The sequence below is a fragment of the Anaerococcus hydrogenalis genome (genome assembly GCF_002871895.1).
In the GTDB taxonomy this organism is placed as follows: Bacteria; Bacillota; Clostridia; order Tissierellales; family Peptoniphilaceae; genus Anaerococcus; species Anaerococcus hydrogenalis.
Map to the genome: position 1 here is coordinate 1 of NZ_PNHP01000001.1, position 22,914 is coordinate 22,914.

20 protein-coding genes are annotated in these 22,914 nt (G+C 29.5%); 12 read left to right on the forward strand and 8 right to left on the reverse strand.

What is annotated here, in order from left to right; genetic code table 11:
* Positions 1 to 11: 11 nt before the first annotated feature.
* The 5 genes from CJ192_RS00005 (at position 12) to CJ192_RS00025 (ending at position 5,302) form a co-directional block, all read left to right on the forward strand.
* Positions 12 to 98, forward strand: coding sequence for an EF-Tu C-terminal domain-related protein (locus CJ192_RS00005; RefSeq protein ID WP_425319617.1), 87 nt, complete (start codon positions 12 to 14; stop codon positions 96 to 98).
* 99 nt (positions 99 to 197) lie between these two features.
* On the forward strand, positions 198 to 2,702 hold the full coding sequence (gene mprF, locus CJ192_RS00010; protein ID WP_102197285.1) for a bifunctional lysylphosphatidylglycerol flippase/synthetase MprF: 2,505 nt from the start codon (positions 198 to 200) through the stop codon (positions 2,700 to 2,702).
* A 384-nt stretch (positions 2,703 to 3,086) separates the two neighbouring features.
* Positions 3,087 to 3,605, forward strand: coding sequence for a peptidylprolyl isomerase (locus tag CJ192_RS00015; RefSeq protein ID WP_102197286.1), 519 nt, complete (start codon positions 3,087 to 3,089; stop codon positions 3,603 to 3,605).
* 89 nt (positions 3,606 to 3,694) lie between these two features.
* The gene (locus CJ192_RS00020) at positions 3,695 to 4,756 is read left to right on the forward strand and encodes a guanine permease (protein ID WP_102197287.1); all 1,062 of its coding nucleotides are present in this window, start codon (positions 3,695 to 3,697) and stop codon (positions 4,754 to 4,756) included.
* A gap of 9 nt (positions 4,757 to 4,765) precedes the next feature.
* Positions 4,766 to 5,302 (forward strand): phosphoribosyltransferase family protein, encoded by a 537-nt coding sequence (locus CJ192_RS00025; protein WP_102197288.1) that lies wholly within the window; start codon positions 4,766 to 4,768, stop codon positions 5,300 to 5,302.
* A 245-nt stretch (positions 5,303 to 5,547) separates the two neighbouring features.
* Here CJ192_RS00025 and CJ192_RS00030 read toward each other — a convergent pair whose 3' ends face one another.
* The 5 genes from CJ192_RS00030 to CJ192_RS00050 all read right to left on the reverse strand — a co-directional run bounded on the left by CJ192_RS00030 (position 5,548) and on the right by CJ192_RS00050 (position 9,072).
* Positions 5,548 to 6,105: a manganese efflux pump MntP gene (locus CJ192_RS00030; RefSeq protein WP_102197289.1), complete on the reverse strand. Its 558-nt coding sequence runs from the start codon at positions 6,103 to 6,105 to the stop codon at positions 5,548 to 5,550.
* 78 nt (positions 6,106 to 6,183) lie between these two features.
* Complete coding sequence (locus CJ192_RS00035; RefSeq protein ID WP_102197290.1) at positions 6,184 to 7,518, reverse strand: S41 family peptidase; 1,335 nt, start codon at positions 7,516 to 7,518, stop codon at positions 6,184 to 6,186.
* Positions 7,519 to 7,563: 45 nt separating this feature from the next.
* Complete coding sequence (gene mnmM / locus CJ192_RS00040) at positions 7,564 to 8,127, reverse strand: tRNA 5-(aminomethyl)-2-thiouridylate-methyltransferase MnmM (RefSeq protein WP_004817123.1); 564 nt, start codon at positions 8,125 to 8,127, stop codon at positions 7,564 to 7,566.
* On the reverse strand, positions 8,114 to 8,665 hold the full coding sequence (locus CJ192_RS00045; RefSeq protein ID WP_004817072.1) for an ImmA/IrrE family metallo-endopeptidase: 552 nt from the start codon (positions 8,663 to 8,665) through the stop codon (positions 8,114 to 8,116). Before CJ192_RS00045 ends, mnmM begins: the two co-directional genes overlap by 14 nt.
* Before the next feature lie 8 nt (positions 8,666 to 8,673).
* Positions 8,674 to 9,072: a helix-turn-helix domain-containing protein gene (locus CJ192_RS00050; protein WP_004817132.1), complete on the reverse strand. Its 399-nt coding sequence runs from the start codon at positions 9,070 to 9,072 to the stop codon at positions 8,674 to 8,676.
* 142 nt (positions 9,073 to 9,214) lie between these two features.
* Between CJ192_RS00050 and dinB the strand changes: the two genes are divergently transcribed.
* From dinB to CJ192_RS00075, 5 genes are all read left to right on the forward strand, one after another.
* Entirely contained in the window at positions 9,215 to 10,453 is a 1,239-nt protein-coding gene (gene dinB, locus CJ192_RS00055) for a DNA polymerase IV (protein ID WP_102197291.1), read from the forward strand.
* A 336-nt stretch (positions 10,454 to 10,789) separates the two neighbouring features.
* Entirely contained in the window at positions 10,790 to 12,295 is a 1,506-nt protein-coding gene (gene purH / locus CJ192_RS00060) for a bifunctional phosphoribosylaminoimidazolecarboxamide formyltransferase/IMP cyclohydrolase (protein WP_102197292.1), read from the forward strand.
* 10 nt (positions 12,296 to 12,305) lie between these two features.
* Positions 12,306 to 15,974 carry a phosphoribosylformylglycinamidine synthase gene (locus CJ192_RS00065; RefSeq protein WP_102197293.1) on the forward strand — a complete coding sequence of 1,223 codons (3,669 nt, stop codon included), beginning with the start codon at positions 12,306 to 12,308 and terminating at the stop codon, positions 15,972 to 15,974.
* 8 nt (positions 15,975 to 15,982) lie between these two features.
* Positions 15,983 to 17,434 (forward strand): IMP dehydrogenase, encoded by a 1,452-nt coding sequence (gene guaB, locus CJ192_RS00070; RefSeq protein ID WP_102197294.1) that lies wholly within the window; start codon positions 15,983 to 15,985, stop codon positions 17,432 to 17,434.
* A gap of 86 nt (positions 17,435 to 17,520) precedes the next feature.
* Entirely contained in the window at positions 17,521 to 17,913 is a 393-nt protein-coding gene (locus tag CJ192_RS00075; protein WP_102197295.1) for an ATP cone domain-containing protein, read from the forward strand.
* Positions 17,914 to 17,946: 33 nt separating this feature from the next.
* Here the strand turns inward: CJ192_RS00075 and CJ192_RS00080 are convergent, their stop codons facing one another.
* From CJ192_RS00080 to CJ192_RS00090, 3 genes are read right to left on the reverse strand one after another with little or no spacing between them, the layout of a single operon-like run.
* A complete protein-coding gene (locus tag CJ192_RS00080; RefSeq protein ID WP_102197296.1) occupies positions 17,947 to 18,639 on the reverse strand; it encodes an LrgB family protein in 693 nt (230 codons plus the stop codon).
* Complete coding sequence (locus CJ192_RS00085; RefSeq protein ID WP_004817092.1) at positions 18,629 to 18,982, reverse strand: CidA/LrgA family protein; 354 nt, start codon at positions 18,980 to 18,982, stop codon at positions 18,629 to 18,631. The genes CJ192_RS00080 and CJ192_RS00085 overlap by 11 nt, the downstream gene beginning before the upstream one ends.
* Before the next feature lies 1 nt (position 18,983).
* Positions 18,984 to 20,411 carry a D-lactate dehydrogenase gene (locus CJ192_RS00090; protein WP_102197297.1) on the reverse strand — a complete coding sequence of 476 codons (1,428 nt, stop codon included), beginning with the start codon at positions 20,409 to 20,411 and terminating at the stop codon, positions 18,984 to 18,986.
* A gap of 524 nt (positions 20,412 to 20,935) precedes the next feature.
* On the opposite strand from CJ192_RS00090, the gene CJ192_RS00095 reads away from it, so the two are divergent.
* Together CJ192_RS00095 and CJ192_RS00100 are read left to right on the forward strand one after the other, a co-directional pair.
* On the forward strand, positions 20,936 to 22,072 hold the full coding sequence (locus CJ192_RS00095) for an acyl-CoA dehydrogenase (protein WP_102197298.1): 1,137 nt from the start codon (positions 20,936 to 20,938) through the stop codon (positions 22,070 to 22,072).
* Between the two features lie 23 nt (positions 22,073 to 22,095).
* The gene (locus tag CJ192_RS00100; protein WP_004817052.1) at positions 22,096 to 22,908 is read left to right on the forward strand and encodes an electron transfer flavoprotein subunit beta/FixA family protein; all 813 of its coding nucleotides are present in this window, start codon (positions 22,096 to 22,098) and stop codon (positions 22,906 to 22,908) included.
* Positions 22,909 to 22,914 lie beyond the last annotated feature (6 nt).

The window sequence follows — 22,914 nt, forward strand, 5'->3', positions numbered from 1 at the left end:
TACAAAAACCAATCGCTCTTGAAGAAGGATTAAGATTCGCAGTAAGAGAAGGTGGAAGAACAGTTGCTTCAGGAGTTGTTTCTAAAGTTATAGCTTAATTAGCTTAAATTTGAAATAAAATAAAATTTAAAAGGCGGGGATAACCCGTCTTTTTTTAAAATATTTTTTAATTAATTTAAATTTTTAAAGGATATGAAATGAAAGAAAAAATAAATAACTTTAAGGAAATTTTTAAGAAAATATTTTTGGTATCTGTTTTAATACTTGTAATTATTCAGTTTAGAAAAATTTCTAAAGAAATAAAAGTGGAAGATATAAAATATATTTTTAAAAATTTATCTATTTTTATCATAATTCTTATGGGAATTTATGGAATTTTTGCTAATATTCCTGCAAGCTTGTATGACTTTGTTTTAAATGATGAGCTTGATAATGATTATGACAAAAAATATATTGCAGAAACTGGATTTTGTATAAATAATTTTAATGATTTATTAGGACTAGGTGGATTTATTTCTATTGGTCTAAGGACTGCCTTTTATGGTAAGGGTCATGAACCAAGTAAGCTTGTTAAAAAAATTATTGAGTTGTTGGTATTTTTACCTTGTGGCTTGTCATTTTTTTCAATCTTGTCATTAATATCTCTTTGTTTTCATACAAATCCTGTTTTGGAAAGGTATATGATTTTGCTGATAGGGGCAAGCTTGTATATTCCCATAGTTTTTGGACTTTCTTTTTTTGGTAAAATAAAGTTTAAGAAGAAAAATCAAATTAAATTATTTATAATTTCAATTGCTGAATGGTTTGGAGTTATGAGTGCCTTTGTAGTAATTGGATATCTTATGGGTATAAAATTTGATTTGATTACACTTTCTACTCTTGTTGTTGCTGCAAATATTGTAGGCTATATTTCTATGATTCCAGGTGCCATTGGGTCTTTTGATTTGATTATTTTACTTGCTTTAAAAAGTCAAGGTATTGACCAAGAATTAGCCCTGTCATGGATTTTACTTTATAGGTTGGCTTATTATATTATTCCATTTTGCTTAGCCTTTGTATTTTTTAGTAAAAATTTTACTAAGGCCTTTCAATTTAAAGAGGCTGGCTTTTTAAAAAGATTATTTAAAAATATTACTCTGATTATTAATACTTTTATGATGTATATTTTTGGTCTTTTCATGATTTTAGCAGCAACCTTACCTGATAAGGCATATGGGGGAGGTCTTCTTACAAAATTAAATCCAATTAGGGCTTCGGCAATTTATCAATTTCCATCTATACTTTTTGGTTTTATTTTTATAATTATGGCAAGGGCCTATATTTCAAGACAAAAAAAATCTTATATTTTAAATATTGTTATTTTAAGTCTTGTATTTTTATATACTTATATCACTGGATATAGCCTAAGTACTTTAATATATATTGTCATAATGTTTGTAATGAATTTAATAACAAAAGATGAGCTCCATACTAAACAATTTATTTATGCTAGTGAGGATAGGTTTGTTGATTTACTTTTGGCAAATTTTATGCTTATTGTTTATGTAGGAAAAATTTTAAAACATGGATCAATTATTGATGTGAATATAAGTGAGGCTAATGATTTTATCTTAATTCCTTTTGAATATAATTTTGTTTCAATTATAGTAACTATCTCCATAATTTATTTTTTGTCTTATCTTTTGATAAGATTTTTGCAAGGATCTAGATTAAAGATTGGGGAGAAATTTGATCGAGATAGGTATTTGTCTTTACTTGAAAGTCAGGGTGGATCTAAGGAAGCTTTTTTGGCATTTTTGGATGATAAGGACTTGTTTTGGTTAAGAAAAGATGATCTTGATTTAGCTTGTCTTCAAATTAAAACTATAGCTGATAAGGTTGTAGTTATGGGAGATCCTATCGGAAATGAAGAGTATTTTGATGAACTTTTGGATGAATTTATCAACCAGGCAGATGATTTAGGCTACAATATTGTATTTTATGAGATTAATAAGGAAATAACTATGAAAGTCCACGAATATGGATTTAATTTCATGAAATTTGGTGAAAGTGCTAATGTGAACCTTGAAGAGTTTAACCTTGATGGTAAAAAAAAGAAAAATCTTAGAAAAACCATTAATAAGATAGATAGGGATGGGTATAAATTTGAAGTTATGGAAAAGCCTTTTGATGGAAAAACAATTAAAAGATTACAAGAAATTTCAAATTCATGGCTAGGTGAAGAAAAAGAGAAGGGATTTTCCTTAGGATTTTTTGATAGGAATTATTTAAATACTGGAGATATAGCTGTGGTTAAAAATCCTGATGGAAAAATTATTGCCTTTGCAAATCTTTGTCCAATATATTATAAAAATTGGGCAACTGTTGACCTTATGCGTTATGATGATAAGGTGGATGGCTTGATGGATTATCTTTTTATCAATATTTTCACCTATTTAAAGGAAAATAATATAAAATATTTTGATCTTGGCATGGCTCCACTTGCAAATGTTGGAGTTATGAGACATTCCTTTTTGCAAGAAAAAATGGTTTATATGATTTTTAAGTTGGGAGATCATTTTTATTCTTTTGAGGGCTTAAAAGCTTATAAGGATAAGTATGCAAGTTTTTGGGAAGAAAGATATCTTTCTTATTCAAGAGGTTCATCTTTGATTTTTTCAGGTTTAACTTTATTTTATGCTATCAATAAAAAAGTAAAATAAATTTTATAATTGCCTTCCTTTTAAAGGTCATATAAATAAAAAGCAAAGATTGGATAAAAAGATAGGTAGTCATGAACAAGGATAAAAAATTATTTTGATAAAATGAAAGATATTAAAGTTCATAATTACGATTTGGATTTAAGCAAAAAATTATAAAAGATTTTGAAAAAATCAAGGATTTAGTTAAGGATTTTGATATAGGAAAAATAGAATCTTTTTTGGAAGAAAAAAGAAAAAGGCAAGAGTATAATTATAAGATGATGAGTACATAAGATTCTTTTGAACAATCTTATGTTCATACATCAGTTGAAATCCTAGCATATGATAAAAAAGATATGGATACTGACAGGAAAGAAAAAAAATAAAGATAAGAAGGAGAAATATATGGATAATCCAATTGTTACATTTGAAATGGAAGATGGAAAAGTATTTAAGGCTGAATTATATCCTGAAATTGCCCCAAACACTGTAAATAATTTTATTTCACTGATAAAAAATAATTTTTATGATGGGCTTATTTTCCATAGGATAATAAAAAATTTCATGATCCAAGGAGGAGATCCTGAAGGAAATGGAATGGGTGGACCTGGCTATGCTATAAAGGGAGAATTTTCATCAAATGGTTTTGAAAATAATTTAGCCCATGATAAGGGGGTTTTATCAATGGCAAGATCATTTATGCCAGATTCTGCGGGCAGCCAATTTTTTATAATGCACAAAAAAAGTCCACACCTTGATGGGGAATATGCAGGTTTTGGAAAAATAATAGAAGGAATCGAAGAAATTGATAAGATTGCAAATGTAAAAACAGATTATAATGATAAACCACTTGAAGATGTGAGAATAAAAAAAGTTACAGTTGATACAAAGGGTGTTGATTATCCTGAAGTTGAAAAAATATAAATTAAAGGCAGATTTTATCTGTCTTTTTTTATTTATAAAATATGGTATAATTAGATTCGTATTTTGAAAATAAATTTATAGGAGGTCTTATGACTTTTAATGATGTTATGGCGGCCTTGGGGGTAGTAATTAATGGAATCCCTCAAGCTTTGTTGGCACTATCTGTTGGATTTGCTGCATTTCCAACAGCACTAGGATTTGCTGTGGGAGTAATTGCTTGTACGCTTTTACATTCACCAATTCCAATTTCTATGCAAGCAGAAACTATTGCCCTTGCAGGATCTTATGGAGAAAATATTTCTGAAAGATTATCAGTAGTATTTTGGGCAGGAATTATTATGTCAATTCTTGGTCTTACTGGAAGTCTTAATTTTATTGTTGATTTGGCAGGAGTTTATGTATTAAATGGAATGATGGCAGGGGTTGGTTTAATTCTTGCAAAAATTGCTATTGATGGACTAAAACTTGAAACAAAAATGGTTAGTTTAATCTCAATTATAAGTGCATTAATAACTTATTTTGTTTCTGGAAGAAATCTTGTTTATACAATTATAATTTCTGTAGTTATTTCTTCTATTTATGCAAATATAATGAAAATGGAAATAGGTAAGGATATAAAAAAAGAAGAGAGAAAACTTTCTGTAAAAAAACCTATTTTAAACAAAAAAGTTATAAGAGGGGCTCTATCATTAGCTTGTCTTACAATTGGAGCTAATATTGCTTTTGGAAATATTACAGCATCTCTTGGAGATGGAAATTTAACAGCAAATATTGACCACTTAACAATTTATTCTGGCCTTGCTGATTCTGTTTCTTCTCTTTTTGGTGGAGCACCAGTTGAAGCAATAATTTCTGCAACAGGGGCTAGTGATAATCCTGTAAATTCTGGAGTTTTGATGATGGCAATTCTTGGGGTAATTATGTTTATGGGTCTTTTACCAAAACTTGGAAAATTTGTTCCAGGAGAGTCAATCCATGGATTTTTATTTGTACTTGGTGCTCTTGTAACTGTGCCTACAAATGCAAATCTTGCTTTTGCAGCTGGTGGTGATACAATACTAGTTGCAGGGATTGCTATGGCTACAACAGCAGCAAGCGATCCATTTTTGGGACTTGTGGCAGGAGTAATACTCAAATTTATAATATTATAGGAGTTTTTGATGGATTATTACAAATTAGAAGTATGTGGACTTAAAAGAGATTTGCCAATTATACAAATATCAGATAATTTTAAAATTGCATCTTTTGTATTGTTGGGAGATGCAGAACTTGCAGAAAAAGCAGGAATAGAGCTTAGCAAAAAGGTGGATGCTGATATAATTCTTACAGCAGAAGCAAAGGGAATTTCCCTTGCCCATGAGATTGCAAAAAATATAGGAGAAAAATCATTTGTAGTTGCAAGAAAGTCTGAGAAATCCTATATGAATCATCCAATAAATGTAGAAGTAAATTCTATAACAACAAAAAACACCCAAAAATTATATTTGGACTCAAAGGATGTAGAAAAAGTTAAAGGAAAAAAAATAGCCCTAGTTGATGATGTAATTTCAACCGGAGAATCTATGAATGCCCTAGAAAGTTTAGTAAAAAAAGCAGGAGGAGAAGTTGTACAAAAACTTGCGATTCTTGCAGAAGGGGACGCAGCAAATAGGGACGATATAATATTTTTAGAAAAACTTCCTATTTTTGAAATTTAGTTGGCAAAAACTTCCTTTTTAAGGAAGTTTTTTTACTTATTTTATCTCTTATTGGAGCTAATATTATTTAGGATTTATAATGAATTATGAATTAAGATCTTATATTGTAACTTTTAGATTAAAAAATGAATTGCTGCTAAATCAAATATATTGGTCAAAAAATCTTATTTAATTTCTTATAAGGATAAAGATGAGATAGAAATGAACAAATAAAAAATTGCAAGGCTATAAATCCTTGCAATTTTTTATTGGAGAAATAAATGTTCAATTAAAATTTTAAATCCTAGAATTATTAAAATTATCCCTCCAATAAGCTCTGATATTTGTTTACTTCTCATTCCTAATTTGTTTCCGATTTTAAAGGCTATAGAAGAGAGGAGAAAAGTTGTAAAGCCTATTATTAAGCTTGATGAGAAAATATTTACATTTAAAAATGCGAATGATACTCCAACTGCCATGGCATCAATGCTGGTTGCAATACCAAGAGAGAGTAAAGATTTTAAGCTTAGGCCGTGGCTTATTTCACAGCTTGCATCCCTTGATTCTTTTATCATTTGAAAACCAATTATAAATAATAAAACAAAGGCAACCCAATGATCAATGGCCTTGATTGAATTTGCAAAGCTTGCTGCAAGAAAATATCCCAAAATAGGCATTAGTCCTTGAAAAATTCCAAAGCAAAGACCAATACTAAGAGTATCTTTGATTGTAGTTTTCTTTATTTGAAGACCTTGACAGATACTTGCTGCAAAAGCATCCATACTAAGACCTATAGCTAGTAATAAAATTGAAAAAAGACTCATTATTACTCCTTAAATTTCTTGAAAAAATGTCAACGAAAAAATTATACTTGTTATTTCTTTATAAGCAAATAGAAGGCCTTAGCCTTCTATTTCGATTATTTTTTGTATTATTGGTTGATCTTTAATGTCATCATACCTATTTGAATCAATGTTTATATCAGGATTTGTTTTTTCTATTTCATTTATATAACCTGACTCTGTTAGTCCAATTTCTTTTGGAAATCTTAATACATATCCTGAATTTGGTAAATCAATTTGCAAAGGATCAGTTCCTATTCCATCACCCTTGCTTTGACTTCCAACTAAAGTCGCAAGTTTTGTTTCCTTACAAAAAGATGCAAGCATTTCAGCAGAAGAATATACGGTTGAATCTATAAGCAAATAAATATGGCCCTTAAATTTTATAGAATCTTCACTAGGATTAACTAAAATTGGATAGTTGGTATAATAGTCAAACTTTGAAAGAATTTCCTTTGTTTCATTTGAAAAATTACTTTCATTTAAAAATTCGCTAACTCCTTCCTTGTATTTTTCTTGACTTATGACCTTCTTGTTCAAATCTCCATTTTTAATAAAGGAATAATAGTTTGTTGAATAGGGTTTGTCAATTATACTTGGAAGAAGAAAATCTTGCCAATACCTAGAATCTCCACCAGTATTTCCCCTAATATCAATAATCAAAGCCTTTTTATTTTTATTTTTTTTAAGGTAGGATTTGATTTTTTTGTGATCTTTTTTAGAATAGTCATAATTAAGCATAGAATTTATTTTTATATAGGCAAGGTCCTTATTAATTTCTTTGGTGCTTATATTTTCTTCATTTAAATTTTCTATATTAGAAAATCCTTCCTTAGATTTTCCAACTAGGATATCTTTTGGATTTATTTTTGACATTATCTCGTATTGGTTGTATTCCAAATAATTATTTATCTTTTTATTATCTAGCCTATATCTTCTTCTTACATTTTCTTTCTCATAAATATGACTTATATCATGGCGCCAATCATTTTCTGGCATCTTATAATAGTTTATATACATATAGACAGCTTGGTTTTGGTCAATTAATTGGGTGTGGTCATTGTTAAGCTCGTATAAGATTTTATTCATCCTCAAACTAAAATCCACATCATTTTTTGAATTTCCTATATATTTTCTATAGGAATCTTTCTTTTCTAGCCAGTCAATATTATTTACCTTCTTATTTATATCAAAATAAGGGTAGTAAGTTTCCAAAACATTATAGGCAAAATCAAAATCTTCCAAGTATTGGTCTTTTGATAAATCCTCTATTTTTTTATCTTCAAGACTGGGCAGGTCAATTTTATTTGCATTTTTGGGACTTGTAAAATTTAAAAAAGCAAGAATAAGTAAAATTGAAATTACAGCAAAAGTAAAAAATCTTCTTTTTTTCATCTAATATCCTTTCCTTTTCTAATTATAACAAATAAAAAAAATCTTTTATAGCTTTCTTATAGAAACAAGGTAGGGAGGATTATTGATTTGATTATAAAAATCGTATTTGATAACTTGAAATAATTTTTGATCTAAACTTTTCAAAAATTCTCCAACATATTTAGCTTCATTTTTTCCCTCATCATGACCTGGATAAAAGGTCATTAAAATAAGACCATTTTTATTTAAAAGTTTCAAAGAAGATTTTAAAGAGCCTATGACTGACTTATAATTTGTAGTTATAGACTTATCTCCCTTTGGCAAAAAACCAAGATTATAAATAAAAAGGTCTATTTTTTCACTTATATAATTTGCTACATTTTTATGGTCATCTAGGATAAATTTAAAATTACTATTATTCCCAATAAGATCTAGGGTATTTTTTCTTGCCAAATCTTGGATATCAAAGGCATACAAAATTTTTGGATTTTTCTTATCCAAGATAAATTTTGAATCGTATCCATTTCCAGCTGTCATATCGCAGGCATTAATATTATTTCCTATCCTATTTTCTATAATATAATGGGAAAGTTTTACTGGGTTATTTATAATCTCATCAATATATTTCATGATTTGTCATATCCTTACCGTTAATATCTCTAAAAAATCTTGAATCAGCCTCTTCTTTTCTTATTTTTATCCCCATCCTATGCATCTCATTTAATTTAAAAATCATAAGATTTACATTTACATTATAAATAGATGCAAGCTGGTTGTAAGTATAGCCTTCTTTTATATCCTTTAATAACTGATTTTCATCCAAAAGAAGGTGGGCTGCAAAAATATTTGCACACAATTCCATCTCGCTATTTATATCAAAAAGTTCATACTCAATTAGGTTTTCATTTTTTGCCATGTCCCTATGATAGATATCATGGCCCAATTCATGGGCAAAAACCATATTTTGAATTCTTTTATCAACAAAGGGATTGTAAAAAACAAATGAATTTCTTTTTATGATTTTATACATGCCTAAAAGTTTTGTATTTTCCTTAAAGGCAATTATATTTACCCCTCTTTGGATTAAAATTTCCCTGGGATTCCTGCTATCATATTTTTTAATTAAATTTTTTACATCCTCATAAATTTGATCATACAAAAAAGACATATTCTCACCTAATCTTTGTGGGGATTATATTTTTTATTTTTATTTTTTGCTATATAGTAGGCTTCTTGGATAGAATCTAGGATTGCTTTTTTATCTTTTTCATCAATTTCTCCACCAGCCATAAGACCGATTACCCCATCAACCATTTCCTTGGCGTCTTTTGCTCCCTTATAACCATATTTCTCCCTAGCATCAAGAATAAAATTATCCTCATCAGTTACAAGGTAATCATGGCTAGTATCCAAAACTTCTGCAAGCTTATCATAAACCTTCCTATATCTTGGCTTTGATTCTCCCATTTCATATCTTGAGATTGTTTTTAAAGAAACACCAACAAGCTTTGCAAGCTGATCTTGAGTCAAATTTTTACTTTCTCGAAGTTGTCTTAACTTAGTTCCAAAACTCATATTTTCTCCTTTTTTAAAAGACACTCAAAGACTTAGAGTCGTTAAAAGTCTTGACAAAAGACATTAAGCGTCTTAAAATTTAATCAAGTCATTCAATGTCATAATTATACAATAACAGACATTTAAGTTCAAGGAGGAAAAAATGCTTAGAACAATCCTACATTCAGATATGAATTCTTGTTATGCATCAATCGAGGCAAAATTAAATCCAAAATTAAAAAATAAGGCCATGGCAGTTTGTGGAGATCCAAGAAATAGGCATGGGATAATTCTCGCAAAAAGTCAGGAGGCAAAAATTATGGGGGTAAAAACAGGAGAGGCGATTTGGCAGGCAAAAATTAAATGTCCAAATCTAATTTTAGTTCCTCCTCATTATGAAAAATATTTAGAATTTTCAAGAAAGGCCAGAAAAATTTACTATTCTTATACAAATAGGGTGGAGCCTTTTGGACTTGATGAATGTTGGCTTGATGTAAGCGAAAGTTTAAAACTTTTTGGAAGTGGGGGAGAAATTGCAAATCAAATAAGAGAAAGGATGAAAAAAGAATTGGGAATTACTGTAAGTGTTGGAGTTTCTTTTAACAAAGTGTTTGCAAAACTTGGTTCAGATTTAAAAAAACCTGATGCAACAACTTTAATAAAAAAAGAAAATTTTAAAGAAATAGTCTGGCCTCTTGATATTTCTTCAATAATAGGCATTGGAAAAGCAACAAAAAGAAAATTAAATGGAATAGGAATTTATACATTGGGAGATCTTGCCAAAACAGATTCTGATGCAATAAGGGGAATTTTGGGCATAAATGGACTTTATTTGTGGCAATATGCAAATGGTCTTGATGATAGGCCAGTAAAAGATTATTCTTATAGGGAGCTTATAAAAACAATTGGAAATTCATCGACCCTTGTGGAAGATTTGTACACTAATGAGGAAGTTTATAATATTTTTCAAATTTTATCTTTAAATGTTTCTAAAAGATTAAGGGAGGCTAATCTTTCTTCTATGGGGGTAAAAATTTTTGTTAGGGATAATAATTTATTTTCCTATGAATTTCAAAGTCCAATAAATAATCCTACCCAATCTTCCATAATTCTTTCGGAAAAAGCCATAGACCTTTTTAAGAAAAAATATAAGTGGAATTTTCCCATAAGGGCACTAGGACTTAGGGCGATAAGTTTAGTAGATGATAAAATTCCTGCCCAAACTGATATTTTTTCAGATTATAAAAAAATTGTTAAAAAAGAAAATTTGGATAAGGCAATTTATGATATAAGAAAAAAATATAATAAGGATGTTTTAACATTTGCCTCTTTAAAAAATAATAAAAAATTTCCAAAAGATAAGACAGAAATAGTTACTCTTCCAAATGGGAGGATTAGATAAAATAGGATGTAAGTCCTATTTTTTTATTTGCAGAAATTTAATAAATTTCTTAAAAACAAAAAATACATCTTTAATTTTCAAAAAAACTATGGTATGATTATTTTACATTCAAGTTGGGAGAATAATGATGAGATTTATTTTTAAAGTTAAAAAATTTGTAAATACAATTTTATCTATGAAAAAAATAGAAAGGCTAAGACCTTTTTGCGTTTTTTTATGCCCAAATATGTCTATGGATGTAGTATTGTTTTGTCAGGGAAGCTAATTAATAATTAGCTTCCCTTTTCTTGTCTTTAAATTAGACTGAAAGCTTAAAATTATAATATGGAGGGAAGAATGAGAGCTTTAATATCTGTTACAGATAAAAAAGATGTTGAAAAACTTTCTAAGGGATTGGATCAACTAGGTGTTGAAATTGTATCTACTGGTGGTACATACAAAAAAATTGTGGAAAATGGAGTAGATGCAAAAGAAATTGAGGAAATAACAAATTTTCCAGAAATTTTAGATGGTAGGGTAAAGACCCTTTCTCCTTATGTACATGGTGGAATTCTTTACAAAAGAGATGACGAAAATCATAAAAAAACTGTTGCTGAAAATAATATTAAAGATATTGATATAGTTGTTGTAAATTTATATAAGTTTGAAGAATCTTTAAAGACTAATGACATTGACAATATTATAGAAAATATTGATATAGGAGGACCAACTTTAATAAGGTCTGCTGCAAAAAATCACAAAGACTGTATTATTTTAACTGATCCAAGTGATTATGATGAATTTTTGGAAAAATTAGAAAAAAATGATCTTGATTTAGCTTATAGGAGATATTTGGCTATGAAGGCATATTCTCTTACAGCTTATTATGATAGTGTAATTTCAAGATTTTTTAAAGATTTGACCAAAAAAGATTGCCAATATAAAACTTACGGTCTTAGAAAAATTGAAGATTTAAGGTATGGAGAAAATCCAAGTCAAAGTGCAAGTCTTTATGAAGATACCTATGCAAAGGGTCTTTTGAAAGATATAGAAATTTTACACGGAAAGGCAATGAGTTTTAACAATTACAATGACTTAAATGTTGCCCTAGAACTTGCCAAAGAACTTGGTGAAAATTCTTGTGTAGCTTTGAAACACCAATCACCTTGTGGTGCTGCTATTGGAGAAAATGCCTTTGATGCTTACAAAAAAGCATACGAAGCTGATTCTCTATCAATTTTTGGTGGAATTGTTGCTTTAAATGGAGTAGTAGATGAAAAAACTGCAAGTATGATGAGTGAAATTTTCCTTGAAATTGTTGCAGCAAATGACTTTACAAAAGAAGCTTTGGAAATTCTATCTAAAAAGAAAAATATCCGTCTAATAAAAGTTGACCTTTCAAAAGAATTTGTAAAAGAAGATGTAAAATATTTGGAAGGAAAAGTTTTAGTTCAAGATAGGGATACAAAAGAAGATGACTTTGAAGTAGTAACTGAAGTAAAACCAGATAAAAAAGATATAGATGATTTAAAATTTGCCATGACTGTTGTAAAATATACCAAATCAAATGCAATTGTAATTGTTAAAGATGGAAAAACTTTGGGAGTTGGTTGTGGACAAACTTCAAGAATTTGGGCATTAGAATCAATCAAAAACAACCACCCAGATGTTGACTTTACTGGTTCTATTATGTCATCTGATGCCTTTTTCCCATTTGATGATTGCGTAGAATTTGCCCACAAAATAGGAGTAAAATCAATTATCCAACCAGGTGGATCAATTAGGGATAAGGATTCAATTGATAAATGTAATGAGTACAAAATGTCAATGGTATTTACCAATAATAGACATTTCAGACATTAAGGATAAGTAAATGACAAATTCAGTTAAAAGAATTTATGTAAGAAAAAAAGACAGGTTTGATTATAAGTCTAAGGAAGTAAAAAAAGAAATTGAAAATCTTTTAAAAATAAAAGTAGAAAAATTAAATATCTACAACAGATATGACCTTCAAATAAGCGATGAAAATTTGGATAAGGCAATTAACAATGTCTTATCCGAAAGAAATCTTGACTATTTTTATGCCAAAGATGAGGCGAAAAAACTTGAAAATTCTTTTGAGTCTGCCCTTGCAGTTGAATATCTTCCGGGTCAATTTGATCAAAGAAGGCAAGGGGTTATCGATACCTTAAATTTAATTTTAGATGAAAAAACAGATTGTAAAACTGCAACAGTTTATGAATTTTCAAAATTAAATGAAAATGACCTTAAAAAAATAGAAAATTATTTGATAAATCCAGTAGATAGTCACAAAATAAACTTAAAAGAAATGCCAGAAAGCTTGGATATAAAAAGGGAAAAAAATCTTGAAAATGAAGTTTATAATGGTTTTATATCTTATTCTGATGAGGAAATTTCAGATTTTCTAAAAGACCATGACCTTGCCATGGATTATAATGATTTAAAAATGGTTAGGGATTATTTTAAAAAAGAAAATAGGGATCCAAATGAAACAGAAATAAAAATTTTAGATACCTATTGGTCAGACCATTGTAGGCATACAACTTTTAATACAAATCTTGATATAGATATAAAGGCAAAAACATCTCTTGATAAGGCTATAAGAAATTCTTTTGATAAGTATTTAAAAATGAGAGATGAGCTTGATATCAAAAAGCCTATAAATCTTATGAGTTTTGGTACAATTCTTACAAAATATATGAGAAGTAGAAATGAATTTGATGATTTGGAAGTATCAAGTGAGATAAATGCCTGTTCAGTTTATGTAAAAGTTAGGGTTGAAAAAGACGGCAAGGAAAGTCTTGAAGATTATCTCTTGATGTTTAAAAATGAAACCCACAACCACCCAACAGAAATAGAGCCTTTTGGTGGAGCGTCAACCTGTCTTGGAGGTGCAATTAGAGATCCACTTTCAGGAAGAAGTTATGTCTACCAAGCTATGAGAATAACAGGTGCTGGAAATATTTTAGAAGATGTGGACAAGACAATGGAAGGAAAACTTCCACAAAGAAAAATCTCAAAACTTGCTGCCAAGGGTTATTCTTCTTATGGAAATCAAATCGGTCTTGCTACAGGATTTGTAAAAGAAATTTTCCACGAAGGCTACAAGGCAAAAAGAATGGAATGTGGGGCAGTTATAGCTGCGGCTCCAAAAGAAAATGTAAAAAGACTTACACCAAAAAAAGATGATATAGTTTTATTAATTGGAGGAAGAACGGGAAGAGATGGAATTGGTGGAGCAACAGGCTCATCAAAATCTCATAAAGTAACTTCAATAAAAACAGAATCAGCCCAAGTTCAAAAAGGAAATGCTCCAGAAGAAAGAAAACTTCAAAGATTATTTAGAAGAGAAGAAGTTTCAAAATTAATAAAAAAATGTAATGATTTTGGGGCAGGTGGAGTTTCAGTTGCCATTGGAGAATTATATGATGGAATTGATATAGACCTTTCAAAAGTTAAGCTTAAATATGCTGGCCTTAAACCATCAGAAATTGCAATTTCAGAATCTCAAGAAAGAATGGCAGTTTTAATTGATAAAAATGATAGGGAAGAATTTGAAAAATATTGTAGGGAAGAAAATATAGAAACAGCTCTAGTAGGTGTGGTTACTGATACAAATAGGATGAGAATGTTCTATGATGACAAAAAAATTGCAGATATTTCCTATGATTTTATAAATACAAATGGAGCAGATAGAAGTGCGGAAGTCGAATTTGTAAGTGAAGATGTTCCAAAATATTTGAAAGAAAAATCTTCTGATCCAAATTATTTTTATGAGAAAATAAAAGATTTAAATGTTATTAGCCAAAGAAATTTAATAGAAATTTTTGATTCAACTATTGGACAAAATACAGTTCTTCAACCCCTTGGAGGGAAAAAACAAGTAAACCCATCCCAAGCTATGGTTGCAAGAATTCCTGTACTTGATGGAGTTTCAAAAACAGCATCTATAATGACTTATGGATTTGATCCATTTATTTCAGAAAAAAGTCAATATTTAGGTGGATATTATGCAGTTATTGAATCAATTGCCAAACTTGTTTCTGTTGGTAGTGATTTAGAAAAAATAAGATTATCCTTCCAAGAATTTTATGAAAAAATGGACAATAGCAAAGCTTGGTCTAAACCATTAAAATCTCTTTTGGGAGCCTTTGAAGTAACAAACTTTTTTAAAATGCCTCCAATTGGTGGAAAAGATTCAATGAGTGGTAATTTTGAAAATTTGAAAGTTCCACCAACTTTAATTTCATTTGCAACAACAACAGAAGATATTGAAAATATAAAATCTAATGATTTAAAAGGAAAAGGCAAAATTGGCCTTGTTAGGGCGAAATATAATTCTGATATGACTCTTGACCTTGACCATTATAAAAACTTATTAGAAAAATTAATAAAGGCTATGAGAGAGGGAAAAATAATTACAAGTATTGCCCTTGATAACAAGGGAATATTGGCAAATATTTATGAACAAGCCCTTGGAAATTCTAACTTCACCCTAGATTTTGATAATTTATATAATCCTTTATTTGGATCTTTTGTAGTTGAATATGTTGAAGATTTAGATTTTGTTGAAAAAATTGGAGAATTTTCTGATGATTTAATTGTAAACGGAGAAAAATTAGATACAGAAAAATTAGAAAAATCATATTTAAATGAATTAGACCAAATATTCACACCAAAAGAAGAAATTCCTTATGAAAAAATTGACCAAAAAGAAATGGAAGTTTCTTTAAAATCTAAAAAGCCAGTAGAGAAGGTGAAAGTTTCAATTCTTGCTGTAACAGGAACAAATTGCGAATGGGATACAAGAAAAGTATTTGAAAAATATGGGGCAGAAGTTAAGATTAATTTATTTAAAAATTTAGATAAAGAATCCATAGAAGAATCTATAGAAAATTTAGCCAAATCTATTAAATCTTCACAAATTTTTGCCATACCTGGAGGATTTTCTATGGCAGATGAGCCAGATGGGTCCGGTAAATTTTTGGCAAATATCATAAGAAATGAAAAAATAAAAGATGCCATTGAATATATGCTTGATGAAAATGATGGATTAATAATTGGAATTTGTAATGGCTTCCAAACTTTAATAAAAACAGGCCTTCTTCCTTATGGAAAAATAAAAGAAATTGAAGAAGACGACCCATCATTGACCTACAACACAAATGATAGGCATATATCAACTTTTGTAGATACAAAAATATTAAATAACAAGAGCCCATGGACAAGAGGATTAGATTTAGATAAAATATATAAAATACCTATATCACATGGAGAGGGTAGGTTTATTGTAAATGAAGAAAAATACAAAGACTTGCTAGAAAATGGACAAATATTTTCTGTATATGATACCAATCCAAACGGGTCTGATTATAATATAGAAGGAATTTTATCAAAGGATGGTAAAATTTTAGGAAGAATGGGCCATGTTGAAAGACTAGATTCTGATTTATACAAAAATATTTACCATATAGAAGAACAAAAAATATTTGAAAACGCAATTAATTATTTTAAAAAATAGGAGGATTTATGCAAATAATTGGAGAAGGTTTAACATTTGATGATTTATTATTAGTTCCAGGACCATCAGAAGTCCTACCAAACGAAGTTTCATTAAAAACAAATCTAACAAAAAAAATCAAATTAAATATACCATTAATGTCAGCATCAATGGATACTGTAACTGAATCAAAAATGGCAATAGCCATGGCAAGACAAGGTGGAATAGGAATAATCCACAAAAATATGTCAATCGAAGAACAAGCCAAAGAAGTTGATAGGGTAAAAAGAAGTGAACATGGAGTAATTACAGATCCATTTTATTTAAAGGCTGATAATATTTTAAAAGAAGCTTTACAAATCATGGCAAACTATAGGATAAGTGGTGTTCCAATAGTTGATGATCAAATGACTTTAAAAGGAATTTTGACAAACAGAGATGTAAGATTCCAAAATGATGAGAATGTAAAAATAGATGATATCATGACAAAAGATGGTCTTATTGTTGGTCATGTTGGAATTTCTATGGAAGATGCCGTTAAAAAAATGGAATCAGGAAAAGTAGAAAAACTTCCAATAGTCAATGATGATTATAAATTAAAGGGTCTAATTACAATTAAAGATATAGAAAAATCAAGACAATATCCAAACTCTGCAAGAGATGAGCATGATAGATTATTAGTTGGGGCTGCAGTAGGAATTACCCAAGATATGATGGATAGAATAGATGCTTTGGTAGAAGCAAAAGTTGATGTTGTAACTGTAGATACAGCTCATGGCCATTCAAAAGGAGTAATGACTGCAATTAAAAAAATCAAAGCAAAGTATCCTAACCTTCAAGTAATAGCAGGAAATGTTGCTACAGGAGAGGCTACAAAAGATTTGATAGAAGCAGGAGTAGATGCAGTAAAAGTTGGTATAGGACCAGGATCTATTTGTACAACAAGAGTTGTAACAGGAGTTGGTGTTCCACAAATTTCTGCAATAATTGATTGTGTAAAAGCAGCAAAAGAATACGAAATTCCTGTAATAGCTGATGGTGGTATAAAATATTCTGGAGATATAACAAAGGCTCTAGCTTGTGGAGCAAGTGTAATAATGGCAGGATCCTTATTTGCAGGAACAGAAGAATCCCCAGGAGAAACAATTGTATTTGAAGGAAAACAATACAAAGAATATAGGGGAATGGGATCACTTTCAGCAATGAAATCAGGGTCAAGCGATAGGTATTTCCAAAATGAAACCAAAAAATTTGTACCAGAAGGAGTAGAAGGAAGAGTTGCCCTAAAAGGATATGTTGGTGATGTAATCTATCAATTATTAGGAGGACTTCGTTCTGGTATGGGATATGTTGGAGCTGCAAATTTAAATGAATTAGAAGAAAAATCAAAATTCGTAAAAATTTCTCCAGCAACCCTTGTAGAAAATCACCCACACGATATCCAAATAACTAGAGAATCACCAAACTATACAAAAAAATAAAATAAAAAGATTGGATTTTATTCCAATCTTTTATTTTGCTTTATTTTAGGGTAATAATATATAAAGAAGAAATTTAGGGGGAAATTATGTTAGATCTAACAAAACTAATTGTTGAATACTACCAAGGTAAAAATTTATCAATAGAAGAAATAGCTGACCAAATGGATAGGGCCAAGGTTGAGGTAATTGAAAATTTTTTGGATAATAAATTATATGTTAAAAAAAGAAACGGAAAAATCGAATTATTTGATGTAGAAAAAATATCTAGGTCTATAAAAAATGCAGCAAGAGATGGAAATATTGAACTAAATACTTCAGATGTATCTATATTAAAAAATGATTTAGAAAAAATAATCAAGAAAAATCATCACAGAATTTTACCTACAGCAACTATAAAAGAATATGTAGAAAATATCTTAGAAGAAGATGGTTACAAAAAAGTATTAGAAAGCTATACATCATATATTAGAAGCAAATAAAATGAGCCTAAGAAGGCTCATTTTATTTTTCTATTAAAATATAAATTCAAAAAGTTTCATTGCTAGAGGCATTATTATTACTGCTGTAATCCCAGCAACAGCAATTGATAAACCACTCATAGCTCCTTGTACTTCTCCCATAAGTCTTGCTTGGCTTGTGCCAACTGCATGAGAAGAAGTTCCTATTGCAACTCCTTGGGCAACCGGATCTTTTATTTTAAATATTTTCATTACAAGTGGTGCAAAAACAGCTCCACTTACTCCTCTAATTACAACTGCTATTGCAGTAAGTCCTATAATTCCTTGGTATTCATCAGAAAGAGAAATAGCTATTGCTGTAGTAACAGATTGAGGCAATAAACTTGAAATCAAATTCCTATCTATTTGCAATATTTTTGATAAAAACATAGCAATAATAAATGAGAAAATTGTTCCAGAACCCACACCAACAAAAATTGGGATTATATTTTTTTTCAAAGTTTCAATATTAGCATAAAGATCTAAAACCATAGCAACTGTGGCAGGAGCAATAAAAAAGGCTATAAAGTCACCTTCTTTTTTGTAATACTCATAGTCAATTCCTGTTATAGATAAAAATCCTATAATTAAAAGTATAGCTATAAGCAGAGGATTTGCTAAGGGTGTTTTTAATTTTTGATTTATCCATTTACCAATTTCGTAGGCTGCAAAGGATAAGATTATACCAAAATATTGATTATCTAGCATTTTTCCTCCTTTGTAAAAATTGTACAAGAAGACCAGTAAGGGCCATAGTAATAATAGTTCCCAAAATAACTATAATTATTATTTGAAAAATATTTCCCTTTATTAAATCAAGATGAGCAAGAACTCCAACACCTGCAGGTACGAATAAAAAGGCTAAGTTTTTAAGTATTCCATCAGAAGTTTGTTTAATATCCTCACTTTTTATTATGTTAAAATGTAGGGCTATAAATAGATAAATCATTCCATAAACAGGTTCTGGTATGGGATAATTTATTAAACTTCTAGTAATAGCCCCTAAAAATAAACATATACAAAGGATGACAAATTCCTTTAAATAGTTCATTTTATTCCCCTAATAGGGCAATTACTTTGTCAGGATTCAAAATCATATTTGGATCAAATGCTTTTTTGATTCCTCTCATTATTTCTATATTTATATTACCTTCAAAACTCTTTAGGTATTTTTTCTTTCCGTTTCCTATTCCATGTTCACCAGAAATTTTTCCTCCTAAATCATAAGCTTTTTTGTAGATTACATCCATAAACTTATCAACTTCTTCTTTAAATTGATCAATCTTATCTTCTTCATTTGATAAGGTATATATATGTAAGTTTCCATCTCCAGCATGGCCAAATGATTTAACATCGAACATATAAGATTCACTCTCAGCATTAACAAAATTAATATATTCTGCAATCTTTGTAACAGGAACAACTACATCACATTCATCTAAAAGTTTATTTTGAGTTTCAATTGCTTCAAGGAATGAACTTCTTGCAGCCCAAGCATCTCTAATTGCATTTGGAGTATCAGCTACCAAAACATCAATAGCTCCATTATCAACTAAAACTTCGGCAGCTTGTTCAAGGGTATTATCAATTAGATCTTCATCATCTCCATCAAAAGTAATTAACAAATAAGCCCCAACATCAATTCCCTCCATTTGTTTAGGGAAAGTTTCCTTTCCTATGTATTTTTCACTAGCTATAACAATATCTCTTTCCATAAATTCTATAGCTTGTGGATTTAAATTGTTTTGAAATAATTTTGGAACTGTAGAAATGCAAGCATCCAAGTCTTCAAAAGGAACAATTAAAGAAACAGTATGTTTTGGATTTGGAACAATTTTTAAAGTAAGTTCTGTAATAATTCCAAGAGTTCCTTCACTTCCAACCATTAAATCTTTTAGAGAATAACCAGTAGAAGATTTAGAAACAATAGAACCAAAAGTAGTAATCTCACCAGTAGGAAGAACAACTTCCATTTTTCTAACATAATCACGAGTTGTACCATACTTAACTGCACGCATACCACCTGCATTTAATGAAACATTTCCACCAAGAGTAGCATTTTTTTCACCTGGATCTGGTGGATATAAATATCCTTTATCAAGACATTCTTGAGCTAAGGTACTTAATAAAACACCAGGTTCAACTCTTACGACCATGTTGTCTTCATCAAATTCCAAAATCTTATTCATAGCTTGCATATTAATCATTACACCATTTTTAATAGCAACACCAGCACCAGTTAAACCACTGCCAGCTCCTCTTGCAATTACAGGAATTTTATTTTCATTACAAATTTTCATAATTTCTGATACATCTTCATTACAAGTTGCATCAATCAAAACATCTGGAATTCCTTGTCCATAAATAGGCATTTCATCATGAAAGAAATCTTCATTAATTTCTTCACCTACATAAACTTTTCCCTTAACGGCTGATTTGATTTTTTCAATAATTTCATCATTAATTTTGTTATATTCCATATTTCCTCCTAAAATCATGTAAATTAACAAAGTAACTTAGCTTACTATGTTAAATTTCTATCTAAGTATAGCACAAAAATTCATTTAGGAAAAGCTTTCCTAAAAAACATTTATAATATAAAAAATAAATAATAGAAATTAATGAGAAAAAAATTAATATAGGATATTATTTAAAAATAAAAATAAGTCCTTAAATCGATAAAAATCAAGAACTAGTAGAAAAAAATTAATATGCAAATATTTGACACTACTTAAGTATGTGATATTATTAATATGGAAGCAAATATTTTTTTGAAAATATTTTCATAAGAATCTTTTTTAAAAATTAAAATGATCAAGATTTTTTAAGCATATTTTCAAGAAAATAGGACTAAAAGTTACAAGCTTGATAAAAAATTAGCTAAAAAACTTGACAAGTCTGGTCTCGATTGTTAATATAATAACATAAGCGGTTAAACGTGTTTCTAAATATTATTTTTAAAAATTTAAAGATAATAAATATGAAAAATTATTTAGGAGAAAATATGTATAAATTATCAGAAGATTATGAAGAAATGAGACAAATGTTCCATGACTTTGCAGAAGGTGAAGTAAAACCTCTAGCTCAAAAAGTTGACGAAGAACACATGTTCCCAGAAGAAACAGTTGCAAAAATGCAAGAATTAGGTTTCTTTGGTATTCCATTTGATGAAGAATTTGGCGGACAAGGTGCTGACACACTTACATATGTACTTGCAGTAGAAGAAATTTCAAAATATTGTGCATCAACAGGTGTAGTTTTATCAGCTCACACTTCTTTATGTGCTGATTGTATAAATAAATTTGCTAATGATGAACAAAAGAAAAAATATTTAACACCACTTGCAAGTGGAGAAAAATTAGGTGCTTTTGCCCTAACAGAACCAAACGCAGGAACTGATGCTTCAGGTCAACAAACAACTGCAAAACTTGATGGTGATGAATATGTACTTAATGGTACAAAAATATTTATTACAAATGGTGGATACGCTGAAACATATATAGTATTTGCTATGACAGATAAATCTAAAGGAAATCATGGAATTTCTGCATTTATAGTTGAAAAAGGAACAAAAGGATTTGATTTCGGTACTCTTGAAAATAAAATGGGAATCAATGGTTCATCAACTATGGAATTAATCTTCCAAGATTGTAGAATACCTAAAGAAAATTTACTTGGAGAGGAAGGTAAAGGATTCAAGATTGCTATGGCTACTCTTGATGGAGGAAGAATAGGAATCGCAGCTCAAGCTTTAGGAATTGCAGAAGGTGCTTTAGAAAAAGCAGTTCAATATTCTAAAGAAAGAGAACAATTTGGACGTCCTTTAGCTAAATTCCAAAATACACAATTTAAATTAGCTGAAATGGCTATAGAAATAGAAGCAGCAAGACACTTAGTTTACAAAGCAGCAAGCTTAAAAGATGCTGGTGAAAATTATTCAGTAGCTGCAGCTATGGCAAAATTAAAAGCATCAAGAACAGCATCATACGTTGCTAATAGAGCAGTTCAAATTCTTGGTGGATATGGATATATCAAAGAATATGATGTAGAAAGAATGATGAGAGATGCAAAAATTACAGAAATTTATGAAGGTACTTCAGAAGTAATGTTAATGGTTGTATCAGGAGCATTATTAAGATAGTAGAAAAAATTTAGGGGGAATATATGAATATATTTGTATGTGCAAAGCAAGTTCCAGATACTAATGAAATTAAAATAGATCCTGAAACTAATACACTAATTAGAAAAGGAGTTCCAAGTATCTTAAATACTTATGATGCTTTTGCTCTAGAACAAGCTTTAAGAATAAAAGACAAAGATCCAGAAAATGTAAAAATAACTGTTATTTCAATGGGACCACCACAAGCAGAATCTATGCTTAGAGATACTCTTGCAGTTGGAGCTGACAAAGCTTATTTAGTAACTGATAGAAAATTTGGTGGATCTGATACCCTTGCAACAAGTTATATTATCTCTGAGGCTATAAAAGAAGTAGCTAAAAGAGAAGGTGACTATGACATGATTTTCTGTGGTCTTCAAGCTATAGATGGAGATACAGCTCAAGTAGGTCCAGAAATTGCTGAGCACTTAGATGTACCACAAGTAACTTATGCTTACACAGCTGAATTAAATGATGAAGGAATCAAAGTTCTTAAAGAAGTTGAAGGTGGAGCATTAAATATCCAAGCTAAACTTCCAGCTCTTGTAACATTTACAAAATACGGCGATGAAGAATTAAGATATCCAAAAATCAAAAATAAAATGAAAGCTAAAAAAGCTACAATTGAACAAATTACTTTTGAAGAACTAAAAGAAAATATTGATGAGAAAGCAATAGGACTTAAAGGTTCACCAACAAGAGTTAAAAAATCTTATACACCTGAACATAAAAAATCTGGAGAAATCTACAACGATGAAGATGCTAGCGTTTCTGTAGATAAGTTAATGAATGCTCTTTCTGATGAGAAACTTATTTAGGAGGAT